Origin of the sequence: Bacteroides sp. 3_1_23, from assembly GCF_000162555.1 — a bacterium.
Classification (GTDB): Bacteria; Bacteroidota; Bacteroidia; order Bacteroidales; family Bacteroidaceae; genus Bacteroides; species Bacteroides ovatus.
Map to the genome: position 1 here is coordinate 1,661,360 of NZ_GG774949.1, position 15,052 is coordinate 1,676,411.

General features: G+C 35.0%; 16 protein-coding genes. All 16 read left to right on the forward strand.

Annotated elements, in window-relative coordinates; genetic code table 11:
- Positions 1–93: 93 nt before the first annotated feature.
- Positions 94–495: a hypothetical protein gene (locus HMPREF9010_RS17815; RefSeq protein WP_008647838.1), complete on the forward strand. Its 402-nt coding sequence runs from the start codon at positions 94–96 to the stop codon at positions 493–495.
- Between the two features lie 12 nt (positions 496–507).
- Positions 508–1,929 (forward strand): reverse transcriptase domain-containing protein, encoded by a 1,422-nt coding sequence (locus HMPREF9010_RS17810; RefSeq protein WP_008647839.1) that lies wholly within the window; start codon positions 508–510, stop codon positions 1,927–1,929.
- Entirely contained in the window at positions 1,920–2,273 is a 354-nt protein-coding gene (locus HMPREF9010_RS17805; RefSeq protein ID WP_008647841.1) for a hypothetical protein, read from the forward strand. The genes HMPREF9010_RS17810 and HMPREF9010_RS17805 overlap by 10 nt, the downstream gene beginning before the upstream one ends.
- 62 nt (positions 2,274–2,335) lie before the next feature.
- Positions 2,336–4,300 (forward strand): hypothetical protein, encoded by a 1,965-nt coding sequence (locus HMPREF9010_RS26470; protein WP_008647842.1) that lies wholly within the window; start codon positions 2,336–2,338, stop codon positions 4,298–4,300.
- Positions 4,300–4,980, forward strand: coding sequence for a hypothetical protein (locus tag HMPREF9010_RS17795; RefSeq protein WP_008647843.1), 681 nt, complete (start codon positions 4,300–4,302; stop codon positions 4,978–4,980). The genes HMPREF9010_RS26470 and HMPREF9010_RS17795 overlap by 1 nt, the downstream gene beginning before the upstream one ends.
- Positions 4,967–5,905: a hypothetical protein gene (locus tag HMPREF9010_RS17790; RefSeq protein ID WP_008647844.1), complete on the forward strand. Its 939-nt coding sequence runs from the start codon at positions 4,967–4,969 to the stop codon at positions 5,903–5,905. Before HMPREF9010_RS17795 ends, HMPREF9010_RS17790 begins: the two co-directional genes overlap by 14 nt.
- Positions 5,902–6,789: a hypothetical protein gene (locus HMPREF9010_RS17785; RefSeq protein WP_032852490.1), complete on the forward strand. Its 888-nt coding sequence runs from the start codon at positions 5,902–5,904 to the stop codon at positions 6,787–6,789. The genes HMPREF9010_RS17790 and HMPREF9010_RS17785 overlap by 4 nt, the downstream gene beginning before the upstream one ends.
- Positions 6,786–7,322 (forward strand): hypothetical protein, encoded by a 537-nt coding sequence (locus HMPREF9010_RS17780; RefSeq protein WP_008647846.1) that lies wholly within the window; start codon positions 6,786–6,788, stop codon positions 7,320–7,322. The genes HMPREF9010_RS17785 and HMPREF9010_RS17780 overlap by 4 nt, the downstream gene beginning before the upstream one ends.
- Positions 7,323–8,822 (forward strand): hypothetical protein, encoded by a 1,500-nt coding sequence (locus tag HMPREF9010_RS17775; RefSeq protein ID WP_008647849.1) that lies wholly within the window; start codon positions 7,323–7,325, stop codon positions 8,820–8,822. It begins immediately after the preceding gene.
- Positions 8,823–8,907: 85 nt separating this feature from the next.
- Complete coding sequence (locus HMPREF9010_RS0124190) at positions 8,908–9,273, forward strand: hypothetical protein (protein ID WP_134993328.1); 366 nt, start codon at positions 8,908–8,910, stop codon at positions 9,271–9,273.
- A gap of 127 nt (positions 9,274–9,400) precedes the next feature.
- Positions 9,401–9,757: a GIY-YIG nuclease family protein gene (locus tag HMPREF9010_RS26740; RefSeq protein ID WP_008647857.1), complete on the forward strand. Its 357-nt coding sequence runs from the start codon at positions 9,401–9,403 to the stop codon at positions 9,755–9,757.
- Between the two features lie 8 nt (positions 9,758–9,765).
- Complete coding sequence (locus tag HMPREF9010_RS17770; RefSeq protein ID WP_008647860.1) at positions 9,766–10,329, forward strand: FAD-dependent thymidylate synthase; 564 nt, start codon at positions 9,766–9,768, stop codon at positions 10,327–10,329.
- A gap of 2 nt (positions 10,330–10,331) precedes the next feature.
- Complete coding sequence (nrdD, locus tag HMPREF9010_RS17765) at positions 10,332–12,533, forward strand: anaerobic ribonucleoside-triphosphate reductase (protein WP_008647861.1); 2,202 nt, start codon at positions 10,332–10,334, stop codon at positions 12,531–12,533.
- Positions 12,530–13,012 carry a 4Fe-4S cluster-binding domain-containing protein gene (locus tag HMPREF9010_RS17760; protein ID WP_008647863.1) on the forward strand — a complete coding sequence of 161 codons (483 nt, stop codon included), beginning with the start codon at positions 12,530–12,532 and terminating at the stop codon, positions 13,010–13,012. The genes nrdD and HMPREF9010_RS17760 overlap by 4 nt, the downstream gene beginning before the upstream one ends.
- Positions 12,954–13,610: a hypothetical protein gene (locus HMPREF9010_RS17755; protein WP_008647864.1), complete on the forward strand. Its 657-nt coding sequence runs from the start codon at positions 12,954–12,956 to the stop codon at positions 13,608–13,610. Before HMPREF9010_RS17760 ends, HMPREF9010_RS17755 begins: the two co-directional genes overlap by 59 nt.
- A gap of 10 nt (positions 13,611–13,620) precedes the next feature.
- Positions 13,621–14,985, forward strand: coding sequence for a hypothetical protein (locus HMPREF9010_RS17750; RefSeq protein WP_008647866.1), 1,365 nt, complete (start codon positions 13,621–13,623; stop codon positions 14,983–14,985).
- The last annotated feature ends 67 nt before the right edge of the window (positions 14,986–15,052 follow it).

Below are 15,052 nucleotides of genomic sequence, written 5' to 3' on the forward strand. Positions count from 1 at the left end.
ATATGCCATAATTGTAAACCTCTACAGAAAAAATAAAGTATTCGTAAATAAACTATATGTAATAAGACACATTGTGAATAAAATCTTTTAATTATGGCAAGAACAATTCGTAATGCAGGAAGTGCACCTATTTACAGAGAAACAGAAAATTTAATGTTACTCTGTATAGAAATGGTAGAACGAACCCCTAATAGTGTAGGAATTCGTCAATTAAGCAAACGTCTCATAGACACTCTGCTTGATGGATTAACAGTGATAGGATTGGCTTTAAATGAAGAAGATCCTGATTCCAAACTTGAACTTATTAATTCATTTTATTTGCAAATGCGTACAGTGAAAACTTGCATTGACACCTTAAAAGAGTGGTCAAATCGGAGTCCTCATACACGCATAATTAGCAACAAGCAAATGCCACATTTTGCTGAATCTTTAAAGGAAATTTCAAAGCATATTAAAAGCTGGAGAAGCAAAGTGTTGGAGCAGCAGACCTGTTGAACGGTTACGACTATGATAACAGGGACATCTTTATTGAAAAATGGGCGTGTCACTGGGCCTTTACCAAGCGTTAAAGACCTAGTTAAGAACAAGATAGTACACGCAATAACCGCAAGCCGGTACTGGAGTAGCAGTGAGAACAGTCAGAACAACAGCTGGAACGTGAACTTTAGTAATGGCAACTTCAACAACAACAACAAGTACAACAGTAACATGGTGAGAGCGGTTGCAGCACTTAACGATAAATATGTTGAGGGATGGTTTGATGCGTTAGATGATTGCTGTGCCCAAAAAAAGACAAGTTCACAATGTGTTATGTATAGACTTATTTGGCATGAAGATCTATTAGATTTAGCGAGAGAAGTTTATGAACGAACATATAGACCAACAACAAGTACTTGTTTTATAGTTACCCGTCCTAAATTACGGGAAGTGTTTGCTGCAAATTTCCGTGACCGTATTGTACAACATTGGTTGTGCCTACGCTTAGAGCCACTGTTTGAGGCACGTTTTGTTGAACACGGAAATGTATCATTTAACTGTCGAAAGGGTTTTGGAACATTTGCATGTATTGATCAGTTGACAAAAAATACAATTGAAGTCTCTGATAATTATTCGCACGAGGCTTGGTATGCTCAATTTGATATTAAAGGATTTTTTATGTCAATTGATTGCGAACGATTATTAGAACACTTATTACCATTTATCAAAGAAAAATGGAATTATTGGAAAGGGACCATATATGAACAAGATTTAGATTTAGTGCTATGGCTTACAGAAATAATTGTACGACATCGACCACAAGATGATTGTATACGTCAAGGAAATTTAAAATTATGGAGAATACTGCCTAAAAACAAAAGCCTGTTTTACAATGAATGGATGAAAGGCGAACCAATAGGAAACCTAACTAGTCAATTATTTGCCAATTTTTACATGTCATTTTTTGATGAATGGGCTATTAAAGCAGCAGAAGAAAGAGGAGCCAAATATGTACGTTTTGTAGATGATTTTAGCTTTGTGTGCAAAACTAAGGAAGATGCAATTTATTTCAAAAGAGCTTCTAGGAATCAACTACGATATATTTTAAATATTCAAATGCACCCTAATAAAATCTATATTCAAGAAGTTAAAAAAGGAATAAAAATGGTAGGAGGAGTAATTAAGCCGGGTAGAGCTTACTTATCGAATAGAACTGTTGGAAACTTTATTAATGCTGTAAGTTATTTAGAAGAAGCATGTAAAAACTGTGACAAGGAAGCTATATATGCCAATGTGAGATCTATAAACTCTTATTTAGGTTTCTTAATTCATTATCAGTCATACGGAATCAGGCGCAAAGCATTTTCAGAACTACATTATTTTTGGAAGGCTTGCTATATTCAAGGAAAATTTCAAGTTGTAAAAATAAAAAACACAGTACAATGTTTATAACTTATAATCAAGGTAATGAGCAACCTCAACGCATACGACACAATATAAAATTAGGGTTGCGTCAATACACAATTGCATTTGATGTTCATATAGTAAAAGAAGGTGAAAACGAACAATACAAATGGTGTGAGATAACCCTTCCAGTTGGAACACCCACATATAGCCAATTGGTTTCAGCTATTATTCATGGACGTTACTCCGATGATGCAATGCAAGCCATTATTAATAATTACCTCCTAGAAGATGAAGATAGTGAGCATCAAAAAGAATGGAATGACATGCAAATGTGGAGAGTGGAAGCAAAGCGTATGGCCAAGGAAATATTAGAAGAGATTAAGAAATAGTTTATCTCTTCTCGCATCAACAAATACTTTGTTCAAGGGCTATTCTTTTGAAAAAGTAATTTATGGGAACAGTAGCAAAATCTTCTATCACACTTGTATCTATTAGCGATGCTTATTCGTTGTCGCTAACCCCAAACTCGTGTGTGATTAAAGCAGATTTCGATGGTTCTAACCCTAAGTTAGAACATGCTTATACTATTATTTCGGCATATTGTGGAGATGAGAAAACCCCAATAGAAATTGATTCCAGCACTATTGTAAAAAGTAACGACAATATAGAATATCAACTAATAAAAGTTGATAGTTATAGATACCGGCTATCCATTATATCACTCCCTATTGATATATTACAAGGATATATTGAAATTCCAGTTCTTTCTGGAGTAAGTGCAGGGTTAACTGGGCGTTTCACATTTTCTATTGTACGCGAAAGTACCATGCTGGATTGGATTCAAGATTGGGAAAGCAATAAAACAACTATTGGCTCTTCTTATGTGATTACCCCCAAGCTATTTGTTGGTAAAAAAATAATTGGCAGTTACGACAGTCTTGAAGATGTTCCAGGATTAACGGGGGTATATATTGGTCCTTCAGAAAATAACGGAGCCGGTATATATGGATATAAAGATAACAAAGAAATTTTTCATATAGACCAAACTGGAGGTAAAATAGGCGGTTGGGATATTACATCTGGTGGTATTCAATGTGAAGATGGCACATTATCTATAAAATCAGAAGGAACCATTTCTGCTCAAAGTGAAGGTATCATTCATTGGCTATTAAATAAAGATGGTTCAGCCTCTTTTGCCAATGGTAATGTTACAATGGATGTTGAGGGAAACGCCTTATTTAAAGGAACAATAGAAACATCTGGTGGCAGTATTGCAGGATGGACTATAGGAGTCGATAGTATTTACAATGGAAGTATAGGGATCAATTCATTAAAAAAATTCATAGCCATCGCCAATGTTACTTCCGTCCAAGATACTGGCGATCAATTAGACTGGGTAAAAGAATACGGTGGTGTTGCAATGTACTATATCAGCAATGCCGATTATGGTTTGATAGGATATAAAAATAACGAAAAAGTATTTTCTGCCGGTTCTAAAAATTTTATAGCTGGATGGCAATTTGATAAATCTGCTATTTGGTTAGGTACTAAAAATAATAATGTTGGACAATATACATCAACTTCCGGAAGTATAACGATTGGCACCAATGGGTTTCGCGGATATTCATGGTTTATTAATGCAGATGGTTCAGCCTCTTTTGCCAATGGAAATTTTTTTTGGGATACAAAAGGAAACGTTACTCTCAATGGAAAAATCATTGCGACTAGTGGTACTATTGGAGATATAGAAATATATGAAGATCATATTGGAACAACTTCAACTCCTAATTCTTCGGGTTCTGGGCAATGGGCAGGATTATCTATTTATAAAGATTTTTTCAAAGTTGGCGGTTCTAAAGGGTATGTGATGTTTGGTAATGATGTAATTCCTGCTTCAACAGGTGGAGCATTTACAGCAGTTGGGCGCATTGTCAACCAAGCTCCAAATACATCTGGTGGTTATGGATATGACCAAGCTAACTATGGGCTTTTTATTGAAGTGACAGGAGGAACTAAAAATTATGGAATCAGTTCAAATGCAGCTTTAAAAGCCCCGTCCTTCATTAATACTAAAGCGGCATTATTAACATTTGATTCTGGTAATTATACTATAGATTTTTCACAATTTAATGTGATATTGATGTATTTTAATGATCCCAATTACGATGTTGTTGAAGTGACCTTACCAAATGAAAGTAGCGTAGCTCGGCAGTTTGGTGTAAATAATTTGCCTACAGATTTTGCCACAGTAATAACTTTTAGAGTAAGATCCTATTCAAAAGACATTATATTAAAAAACATTTATGATCATAATGAAAATATGATTGATTATCGAATGGTCAAAGGGGATTCTATTATTGTATTAATTAGCAAAATTGACGGGTTTAGGTATCAAATATTAAATCATTCACACTAATGAGAAAAGACATACAGATAAATACAACGACAGGTGATATAGTGTTCAAAAACCGAAATACATTAAATAAACAATTGTTTAAATGGCTTTCAGAGAGCGATTTATTTATTACCGCACAAATATCGTTACCTTCCAATTTTGATGTAAATCAGCTTTATACAATTGGAGTTAATATTGAGATTCCTTATACTCCAATATATAAACCTATTAAAATACGTATTATTAGAGATTTCGGTGGTGGAAATGTACGCGTTGTGATTAATCCGACCAATAATTCAGAATGGTTTGAGGTATATACAAAATTGTTCGGGGCACAAGATAAGGTTTTATATGCTTCACAACTAATCATGGTTAACCAAGATAATTACTTGTTGCAACTTAATGAAGGCAACGCGTATTTGTGGTCCGGCATTATGTCAGATATGGTAAATATAAATGCAAATATTCAAAATAGAAATTTACTATTACAATGCATTCCATCAAATAATTATAGATACCCAACTTCAGGTGTGGGCTTAATTAAATATCTTCATGCCAACCTTAGTCATTCAGGATTAGCAGAAAAGTTACAAACTGAATTCAAAGATGATAAAGTGGAGATTATTAATGCCGCTTTTAATTCCTATTCAGGAGATCTGGAATTAGACTTAGATTTTTCAGAAGCAGATGCAGGTGTATAAAGTAAAAAGAAATCAGAACATATTTGATGTTGCAGTAAGCACACATGGTTCTATAGAAGGTATATTCGATTTGTTAATCAACAATCCTGATTTATCCTTTCACTCACAATTAAAAGAAGGTGAAGAAATATATTGGGATGAAGAATTTATTATATATGACAGTATTGTAAATACGTTACAAGCAGAACATATCGTACCGGCAAATGGAGAGAGACATGTATATTATAAAAACACAACAGCTCCCTTACGATGCGTCATGTACATATCTCCAGAAGAAGCATCTATTGCATTACAAATGGCAGGAGACGGAAGTCTTATTGTTGATTGGGGAGACAACAGTGATTTGGAAACTATAACGCTATCCCCCACTCTACAAAAATATGTGCATTTTTTCGATAATTATACCGATGAAAGGTCAATTAAATTGTATGGTGATTTCAATTTAAAAACCTGGGATTTGTCTTCTATTAATGGCTTAATGATGCCAACTATGCCGCTGGTGGTAGACGAGATAATTTCGGAGAAGAACAATCTCTCTCTACAAGGACTATTTTTATGTAAAGGTACATATTTAGTGAAACTGGCTAACATGAGTTTATCCAGTCTTGCCCCCATTCAGGATATGAATTTATCTAATTTGGAGTTAAGAAATATCAATTATACAAAAGACACAGTTATCAATGACTACTTAATCTATATTGCAAAGCATAATAATCAACGAAGGGATTGTAAAGTTATATTAGATATACAACCCTCTGGAACATATAAGGAGCCGCTTAAAGATAGTAATGGCAATTATGTTATTACAACTGGTATGGAAGCGATATATGTGATTACCCATGAAACTGCATGGAATGAAGCGGGTTCATGGAGCTTTGATATAAATGGAACGATTTATCAATATGAAAATTCAGACATAGCATGAGCCGTACATTAACAGAAATATACAATGAAGCCGTGGAGACCAGAAACAAATACCTGGAACTTACAGAGCTAACAAATGACTCAAAGATGTCAATAATCAATGCTTTCACATGGGTAACAGCCGCTGCAATCTACTCATTTGAGACATTGTTAGACGTTTTTACCACAGATATTGCTAAAACCTTTACCCAACGAATTAATGGGACTTCAGCATATTACGCAAATGCTATGTTGAAATGGCAATATGGAGATGATCTAATTATCAATGATGAAGGCACAGCATTTCATTATGCAACTGAAGATACAACAAAAAGATTGATTACACATGTATCTTATCAAGAGTATTATAATGAAGAATTCAAAGATAATATTTTGATATTAAAAGTTGCTTCTGGAGAAGGTCGTTCTTTGTCCCAATTGTCTGATGAGGAATTAATTGCAGCACGTGCATATCTTAATCAGATTAAATTTGCAGGTGTTAAGTGTAATGTAGTTAGTCGTAGAGGTGATGTGCTTGTTCCCAGAGTTACCGTGTATTATGATGGAGCTATTACGAAAGAGGAACTTTACGATAATATTGATACGGCACTTATTGACTTTATTGTAAATATGAAGTTTGATTCTCTTATCTACTCACAAAAAATTATAGATGCCATTCAAAAAGTAGAGCATGTTACAGATGTTCATATTGATCAAGAAGCTAGTGTAGAACAAGGAATATTTATCGCTCAATATAACGACAATAATGAACTCGGACCATTAACAAAAATTGAACGGAAGTGCTATTTGGCTAGCGGTTATGCAAAACAAAGTACACAACAAGATGCAGAAAGTGAACTTCCAACTTTTCGTGAAGCAATCGTTATAAAACTAGAAACAGAATGAGAAGTTATCGTATTAATACTGACCGTATGGTAAATCAGTTAGTTCCTCATTATCTTGGAGGACGAAAACTGATATTATTTCTTCAGGCCATTTTACAACCGTTAAACTCTTTGAATGTAAAATGGAAAGAATGGGCTGACGAAAAACGAATAGAAGCAGCAATGACCTCCCAGGTTATTATGATGGAATATTTTTTAAATCATAAATTTAGGAAGTATTTTTTAGACACCTCTGAACATATTGTCATTTCAGATGGTGCTATAAATGGAGTACCAATATATTGGGAAGATGCTAATAAAAATATATGCGAACTTCCTTTGTATAACGAAGGCGAAACCGAAGTTAGCGGACACCCAACCACTCCATTGCGTTGGAAAGATGAAAAGATGCCAACAAGTGATGTAAGTTTTGTAGTAAGTTGTCCTGCAATTAATACCAAGACAATCTCACAAGAGGAACTTACAGCTATGATTACTTATTATGTAGATCGTTATCGTATTGCAGGAAAAAAATTTAAAGTTACATACGCTTAAATGAAAGAGTTTACTTCACAAACAGGTGGGCGTTACACCTACATTGATGATATTATGAATTTACAGAATCTTGCATTAGCTTTTACAAGTATATTTGATGAGTGTGATAACTTTATTATCAGCGGATGTCAAGTATCAGGTACAAGTATTAGTGCAGGGTATGTCTATATCAATGGTAAAATACGTTATTGCACAGGAACATCTGGAGTCTCTAAATGGCCTATGTATTTGTATGAGAACAACTCGGTTGAACGTGTGTCTTATGCTGATTCCGGAGATAAAATTGGACGAAATATATACGGATGTGCTGTATCATCCAGTGTACCAATAGCCAATGATGTACTAACTGAAGCACCACCCCAATTTATCAGTATTACATCAGATGGTACAGCACTTCGACTTAAAGAAGCGTTATTTGGTAAATATGCTTTAATGATAGATTCCCCTAATTCAGTTCAGACTGTACAGAAGGATATTGTTATTGATGGAACAGTAACGGCAAATAAAGACCTTACAGCCCAAAAGGGGATTAATTTAACATCAGGAACAGCTAAAGCTAGCATCACCTATAATGCCTCTGGAGCATTAAGTATTCAATCCCAATTAAATGGAAAGCCTGTTTACAAAGTAACTATAACAGAGGACGGAGCTATTCAATTTTATATTGGAGATACTTTATTGGCTTCGCTTGACTCCAATGGTATGACGCTAAAAGTCACAATGTCTTTAAATTCTATTAAGGCAGGAAATATTGTTGTAGCTAGTAATCATATATATAATACAGGCGTTGCAGCTGATACCGGTAGTATAAATATCAATATGTTAGGGTACAATGAAGGAGACTCCTATTATCGGGACACCAAAATTGGTGATGGAAAAAATACTGTTATACTAGAAATCATAGGAAAATCTAAAGCTAGTATTTTTTATGGACCAGTAAAAATATCCCATGCGGATTCTTCGCTCCTAAGTTTAAAGAATGCCTCTCTTCCTAAGACAGACAATCAATTGATAACCTGTTTAAATTGGGAAGACAAAAATTCAGAACAAATCGGTTATATGGGGTATTCCAATATCTCTAATAAAGATTTATATATCAAAAATAACATTGGAAACTTGGTTCTCAACAATGATGTATATGTAACAGGAAAACTATTCGTTGGTGGAATTGATGTTATAGCTAGAACTATAGAATATCCCAAAGATAGTGGATGGATTGCAATCAATGTTCAGAACTGTGGTATTACAACAAAACTGTATGTCCGTCAAGTTGGAAAAATAGTGTCCATTCAAGGAGAATTACATACCCATCACAGTGGTACCATATTTACATTACCAAACACCATTGATCCTCCTAAATATAAAATAGGTTATTCCCATAATAAAGGACGTGGAAATTGGCATTGTACAATACAAGGCGGACAACGTAATTGTGTAGTTGATTATTGTAATAATGGATGTTCAGAATACATCGGATTTTTAATGACATATATTATTTAAATTATGAAGATTATTAATGTTAGCGTTGATATTGAGAGTCAACGTTTAAGTTCTCGGTCAACATCGTCTCAAAAAAATGAACATAATGAAAACGTTTCCAAACAGCAGAAAGAAACCAAAACGCCGCAAAAAAAAGCCCGGAAGACCAAAGGGACACAGCCTGAAAAACTTCGACCAGACACGGATCGGGTTTCTGATGAAACATGAAGTTCCTATAGAATATAAACTATTAATGGAAGTATCCGGCTTCCTAAAAATTCATGCACCATCTCCAGAACTGATTGAAGCAATAAGCTATGCCTCAGATGACATATTCTTCAAAAAGGCTAAGTTCTGGAGATGTTTAATGGATTATAAAAAGTATGGTTTAAGACCTCCATATAGTATTCATACAAACGCAAATAAGGAATTATATTATATACATCTAAGATTTAAAAAGTATCTAATTTGATAATTTGAATAACTCAATTTAGATACTTTTTTATATATATAATCTTGTAAATAAGAAAATAATTAGTAATTTCGCATCACAATTGATACACACGATCTTTTATATTGACTTTTAACACAGTAAATTCATGCACAAGGTATCGCGCTTTTTCAAGCCTTTACCATGTCCTACCCCAGCTCCTAAAAAACTGTACCTATTAAAATGCGAAGCAACTGGATTATATAAAATTGGAGCAACAAGCGAGGATGTAAAAAATCGTATTAGTAAGCTGTATTATAATAGCCACACTGATCAACGAACAATTAAAATTATAAAAGTTTGGGAGAAGTGTGGCTATTGTGAGTATTATATACTCAACAGTTTTGCTAAGTTAAAGGTTTCTCATCCTTTCTACAAAAACGGACATACAGAATGGTTTAAATTCACAAGTGATGAATCTAGCCTAATACGGACTGTAGAATCTATTATTTCAAGTTTAACATAGAGGAAAATATGATTAAAGTAACTAGACTAAATGCGGTTACTTCTTGGAGCCGTGCTTTAAATGCAGCACGCAGAACCGTAGGAAAGTCAGCATTAAAAAAAGAACCTTCAGACTCATGGAAAGCAAAAATGTTATTGGCAGAACATTCTCCCATTCGTTTGGTAGAATATGAATGGACATGGGAACAAATACCTCAATGGGTAACAGTGCATTTCGTTCGTCATCATATAGGATGTGAAAAGTTTGTCCATACTCAACGACCGGACCGTACCGGTTCACAAATTCCTAGAGGAGAACATTTGCAAGGAGAACTGAATGAAATGGATATGACTGCAAATGCACAAGAAATAATGGCTATTTCACGAGTACGTTTATGTAATTGTGCTTCAAAAGAAACTAGAGAAGCATGGACAACAATGTTGCAAGAACTGAAAAAGATAGATCCAGTCCTTGTTAGTAAGTGTGTGCCAACATGTGTTTATCGAGGTTTTTGTCCAGAACTTAAATGTTGCGGATATGCCAATACTCATCAATTCCATGAAGCTGTTGAAAAATATAGAAAGACTGAATAATTATGAAAGTGCAAAAAAGAACAGGTCAAATTGTAGATTTTGACCTAGAAAAAATAGGAAATGCGATAAAAAAAGCCTTTGATAGCAAACAAGTTGAATACGATCCAGCAATTGTAGAATCGGTTGATAAATCAATTAGCCTTACCTACACTAATGTTCCCGTATCTGTAGAAACCATCCAAGATTACGTAGAACGCGCATTAATGCAATTTGGATATTATGATATAGCCAAGACTTTTATTCTATATCGTGAACAACGTAAAAGTACGCGTTTTGTCAAAGAACGTATTGATTATATGAATCAATATAGTCAATCAACAGACAATGCAGCTTCTTCATCAGAAACCGATGGGAACGCTAATGTAACTATGAAAAATGTAGCTAACTTGGAAGGTGAAGTCTATAAAACTACTAATCGAATTATCCAACGCCAACGTATGAAAGATGAGCTGAACATCCTCTTTCCAAAAGTGGCAAAGCAATACGAAACAGATCTTGATAATCATATTATTTATACACATGATGAAGCATCTACGCCAGTATTAAAACAATATTGTATGGCAGTTAGTTTGTATCCATTACTAACAGAAGGTGTAGGCAATATTGATGGTGTTACTCCTTCAGAGCCTAACGATTTGCAGTCGTTTAGTGGACAAATAACCAACTTGATATTCTTACTTTCTTCCCAATGTAAAGGAGCGGTAGCCGTAGGTGAATATTTCATTGCATTAAATTATTATGTAGTTAAAGAGTTCGGAGATAAATGGTATGAAAAACTGGACTGCGAGGCTTCCTCACCACATTGCTTAATTAAAAGAACAGTACGTGATAATATCCTGAAAGCGTTCAAACAGTTTGTGTGGGGTGTTAACCAACCAGCCGGAAATCGTAGCTACCAAAGCCCATTTACAAATATTTCTTATTATGACCATACATATTTCACATCTCTCTTTGGAGAATTTTGTTATCCGGATGGAAGTAAGCCTGAATGGATAGCTATTGATACATTGCAACGTATGTTTATGAAATGGTTTAATCAAATACGTTTAAAGCAAGTATTAACCTTTCCGGTAGAAACTTTTGCGATGGTCCACAATGGCGATGATATAATCGACCTAAATTACAAACAACTTTGTGCCGAAATGTATGCGGAAGGACACTCGTTCTTTACTTATATTTCCGATAGTGCAGACAGCCTTGCATCATGCTGTAGGCTTAGAAATGAATTGGCAGAAAATACCTTTAGCCCCACTTCTGGCTTGACCGGTGTTATGACAGGTAGTTGTAATGTGATTACTTTGAATATCAACAGAATCGTTCAAGATTGGGCATTGACCCACACATTAAATGGCACACCTTTAATTAAGGGCAAGAAACTTACAGGCAATCCCTTACGTGTAACAGCAATTGAAAATGATTTAAAGAACTATGTAACTAGGATTTTGGAAAGAGTCTATAAGTATCATATTGCTTTCAAGACAATGTTATACGACCTCGAAGACAAGGGAATGTTTGCCGCTTCAAATGGCGGTTATATTCATATCAGTAAATTATATAGCACCATAGGCATCAATGGGTTGAATGAAGCCGCTAGATTCTTGGGAATGAAGGTAAGTAATAACCCGGAATATATTGAATTTCTTCAACTCATTTTGGGCACTATTAAAGAACAAAATAAACTGCATTCTATCCATGACAGGAAACGACCTTTCTTGTTTAATTCAGAAGTTGTGCCAGCAGAAGGACTGGGAGGAAAGAATTATAAATGGGATAAAGAAGATGGATATGTTGTTCCAGAGGATGAGAATTTATATAACTCATATTTTTACAATGCCCATGATGACACTTCTATACTAGACAAATTTATATTACATGGGCACCAAACCTATCAGTACACTGATGGAGGCTCGGCAGCTCACATTAATTTGGAAGATCATTTATCAAAAGAGCAGTATCTGAAATTAATTGATTTTGCCATAGCCAATGGAACCAATTACTTTACCTTTAATATACCAAACAGTAAATGTGAAGATTGTGGCAAAATCATAAAAAGACCCATTGATACTTGCCCTTGTTGTGGTAGCCATAATATTACTCAATATACACGAGTTATCGGATATTTACGCCCAACTAAAGCATTTGGAAGTGATCGACAACAAGAGGCTAGAAACCGTATATATAGTGATGGTAAATCCCAGGTATGAAATATGTAGATACAAAAATAGTGTTTCAAGAATTGCCTAATGAAATTACTTTGGCAATAAATATAAGTGGTTGCCCATGCGCCTGCATCGGGTGCCACTCTTCTTATCTGTCACAGGATATAGGAGAATCATTAACAAAAGAAGCACTTCAACAATTGATACGCAAAAATAAAGGAATAACAGCTATATTATTTATGGGCGGTGATGCAAATCCGGCATATATAAATAAATTAGCCGAATACCTTTATCATAACTATCTTAATTTAAAAATTGGCTGGTATTCTGGACGAGATAAATTATCCGAAGAGATCAAACTTGATTTCTTTCATTATATTAAATTAGGCCCGTATATATCCAGCAAGGGACCTCTTAATAATCCGAACACTAACCAAAGATTATATCAAGTTGTTAAAAGGGAGAATGATATTAACCTATTTGATATTACTTCCTATTTTACAAATAATCAATATAATAATTAAATATATATTATATATCTGTAATACAGTAATATATATTTTTATTCAAAAAAATATTTTTGGTTTTATTTTGATAGTTAAATTGATACAATTATCTTTGCAGTGTTCTTTGAAAAATGACAGTATGTTGCATGGTCAAGCACGTCTTATTGTGCAAGACAATAAGGCAGCAAAACAAGAGATCGAATTGGCTATTGGAAATTTGAAAGATGGTGATTACACCATTCTTATTATGGACGATACCAAAAACAAATCTCTACCACAATTGAAGTATCTATTTGGCGTAGTACTGAAGACAATTTCAGAACAATTGCCTACACACCCGCCAGTAGATGCCCTATACAGATATTTTGAGGAAATTTATGCTCCGATTCATGTCTGTGATCTTCCCGGAGGTGAAAAGTATGAATACTTTAACCTCAAAAATGAAAAAGCAAGTGAGATGAATGAAGTTATTGAGAGAATCATTCATCATGTAAACACTGAATGGGGTATTAAGGTTATGTTGAAAGATAAAACCAAAATGCCAGAAGCAAAAGAACTTTGGGCTGGAGCTTATACCGAACAGTGGAATCTTCCCCTCTCTAAATTAAACAAATAATTTTCATTTTATGGAAGAGATGATTAAAAATCCGTATGCCCTCTTTGCGGAGAATCAAGAAACTTATGAAGAGGCGGTAAAAAAAAGTACCGATGAGAGCCAATCATTTCAACGTACCAAACATTTCCGTATGGATTCCGCAGGAACTTATACTGTGCGTATCCTTCCCTTGGCACCAGCCGAGCAACCAGACGGTTCTTACAAATTAGAACGTAAGGGGTACGAATATCCGGTCAAAACACAGGTGTTGAAACTGGACAACCCACGTCCAACAGGAAAAAAAGACAAACAGTTCTTTGTAAATATCTGTCATTCCAGCTATGCCGGATTATCTGTAGACCTAATTGACACTTATCTTCAAGTTGCTGAAAATAAGTATGGCAGTGATGAAAAATTGATGAAAAAGATTAAAGGTTCAGGCTTTGATGGTGGTCTAAAATGGAACTCTCAACGTGCCATGTATATTTTAGATTTGGACAACCGTGAAGAAGGTATTCATTTACTTATCCTGTCTTATTCACAATACAAAGATTTGGAGGATCGCAAACTGGCTATATGGAAGAAGCTTCTGGAAAAGAATCCTAAATGTTTGTGCCCTATCTCTTCTTTGGAAGATGCTTTCCCGGTAGAAATTACTCGTAAAGAGGAAAACAAGAAAACCACTTACACATTCAACATTGATACAATTTCCGGTGCCGAACCTCTATCTGAAGAGGAAGTCAGTTCGTTGTTGGAAACACAGCGTATCCCGGCAGCTATTTATCGTTACTCACGTTTCCACATGGAGGCTACCATTGAGTTCTTGAAGCAATACGATGCTAAAATGGAAATGGATGTGATGAGCAGCAAAGAGATCACAGAAGCTATTGAAAAGATTAAAATGGAGCTTCACCCTGATGATAAATCCCATTTCTCTTTTGACAAAAAAGAACGTAACAGCGGTGATAATGAGGAACCATCAGACAACGAACTGGATTCATTGTGGAACCTCTGGGAAAAACTAAATGAACGCGGTATTGGTGATAAGAGCGAAGAAGGGCAAGACTTACGTGATGCAATTCGCGAATATATTGATGCCAATGAGCTAAATGTCCGTGTCACTCGTGGAAAAACAAATGAAGATTTGCTGAATGACATTGAAGACGCGTTGGAAGTTGCTAAAGATGGCAGCAACAACGAAGATGACAATACACAAAACGACACCAAACCGGAAGACACGCCTTTAGAGCCAGAACCGGAAGAGGAACCAGAACCAACCCCCACTCCTACTCATACTGTTCGTAGACGTGGTGAACATAATGACGACACCAATGAACCGGCTGCAAACCCAGTCCGTGAACGCAGAGCCGCACGTCCTGAACGTAGAAGAAGATAATTCATTTTTGTATTAGCATTATAGGGACATATCTAACTAATATTAATATGTCCCTATTTAAATTGAA

What these genes read in the sequence shown, in the direction of transcription:
- HMPREF9010_RS17815 (WP_008647838.1), top strand. Translation starts at nt 94, where the DNA reads ATGGCAAGAACAATTCGTAATGCAGGAAGTGCACCTATTTACAGAGAA.
- HMPREF9010_RS17810 (WP_008647839.1), top strand. Translation starts at nt 508, where the DNA reads ATGATAACAGGGACATCTTTATTGAAAAATGGGCGTGTCACTGGGCCT.
- HMPREF9010_RS17805 (WP_008647841.1), top strand. Translation starts at nt 1,920, where the DNA reads ATGTTTATAACTTATAATCAAGGTAATGAGCAACCTCAACGCATACGA.
- HMPREF9010_RS26470 (WP_008647842.1), top strand. Translation starts at nt 2,336, where the DNA reads ATGGGAACAGTAGCAAAATCTTCTATCACACTTGTATCTATTAGCGAT.
- HMPREF9010_RS17795 (WP_008647843.1), top strand. Translation starts at nt 4,300, where the DNA reads ATGAGAAAAGACATACAGATAAATACAACGACAGGTGATATAGTGTTC.
- HMPREF9010_RS17790 (WP_008647844.1), top strand. Translation starts at nt 4,967, where the DNA reads ATGCAGGTGTATAAAGTAAAAAGAAATCAGAACATATTTGATGTTGCA.
- HMPREF9010_RS17785 (WP_032852490.1), top strand. Translation starts at nt 5,902, where the DNA reads ATGAGCCGTACATTAACAGAAATATACAATGAAGCCGTGGAGACCAGA.
- HMPREF9010_RS17780 (WP_008647846.1), top strand. Translation starts at nt 6,786, where the DNA reads ATGAGAAGTTATCGTATTAATACTGACCGTATGGTAAATCAGTTAGTT.
- HMPREF9010_RS17775 (WP_008647849.1), top strand. Translation starts at nt 7,323, where the DNA reads ATGAAAGAGTTTACTTCACAAACAGGTGGGCGTTACACCTACATTGAT.
- HMPREF9010_RS0124190 (WP_134993328.1), top strand. Translation starts at nt 8,908, where the DNA reads ATGAAAACGTTTCCAAACAGCAGAAAGAAACCAAAACGCCGCAAAAAA.
- HMPREF9010_RS26740 (WP_008647857.1), top strand. Translation starts at nt 9,401, where the DNA reads ATGCACAAGGTATCGCGCTTTTTCAAGCCTTTACCATGTCCTACCCCA.
- HMPREF9010_RS17770 (WP_008647860.1), top strand. Translation starts at nt 9,766, where the DNA reads ATGATTAAAGTAACTAGACTAAATGCGGTTACTTCTTGGAGCCGTGCT.
- nrdD (WP_008647861.1), top strand. Translation starts at nt 10,332, where the DNA reads ATGAAAGTGCAAAAAAGAACAGGTCAAATTGTAGATTTTGACCTAGAA.
- HMPREF9010_RS17760 (WP_008647863.1), top strand. Translation starts at nt 12,530, where the DNA reads ATGAAATATGTAGATACAAAAATAGTGTTTCAAGAATTGCCTAATGAA.
- HMPREF9010_RS17755 (WP_008647864.1), top strand. Translation starts at nt 12,954, where the DNA reads ATGATATTAACCTATTTGATATTACTTCCTATTTTACAAATAATCAAT.
- HMPREF9010_RS17750 (WP_008647866.1), top strand. Translation starts at nt 13,621, where the DNA reads ATGGAAGAGATGATTAAAAATCCGTATGCCCTCTTTGCGGAGAATCAA.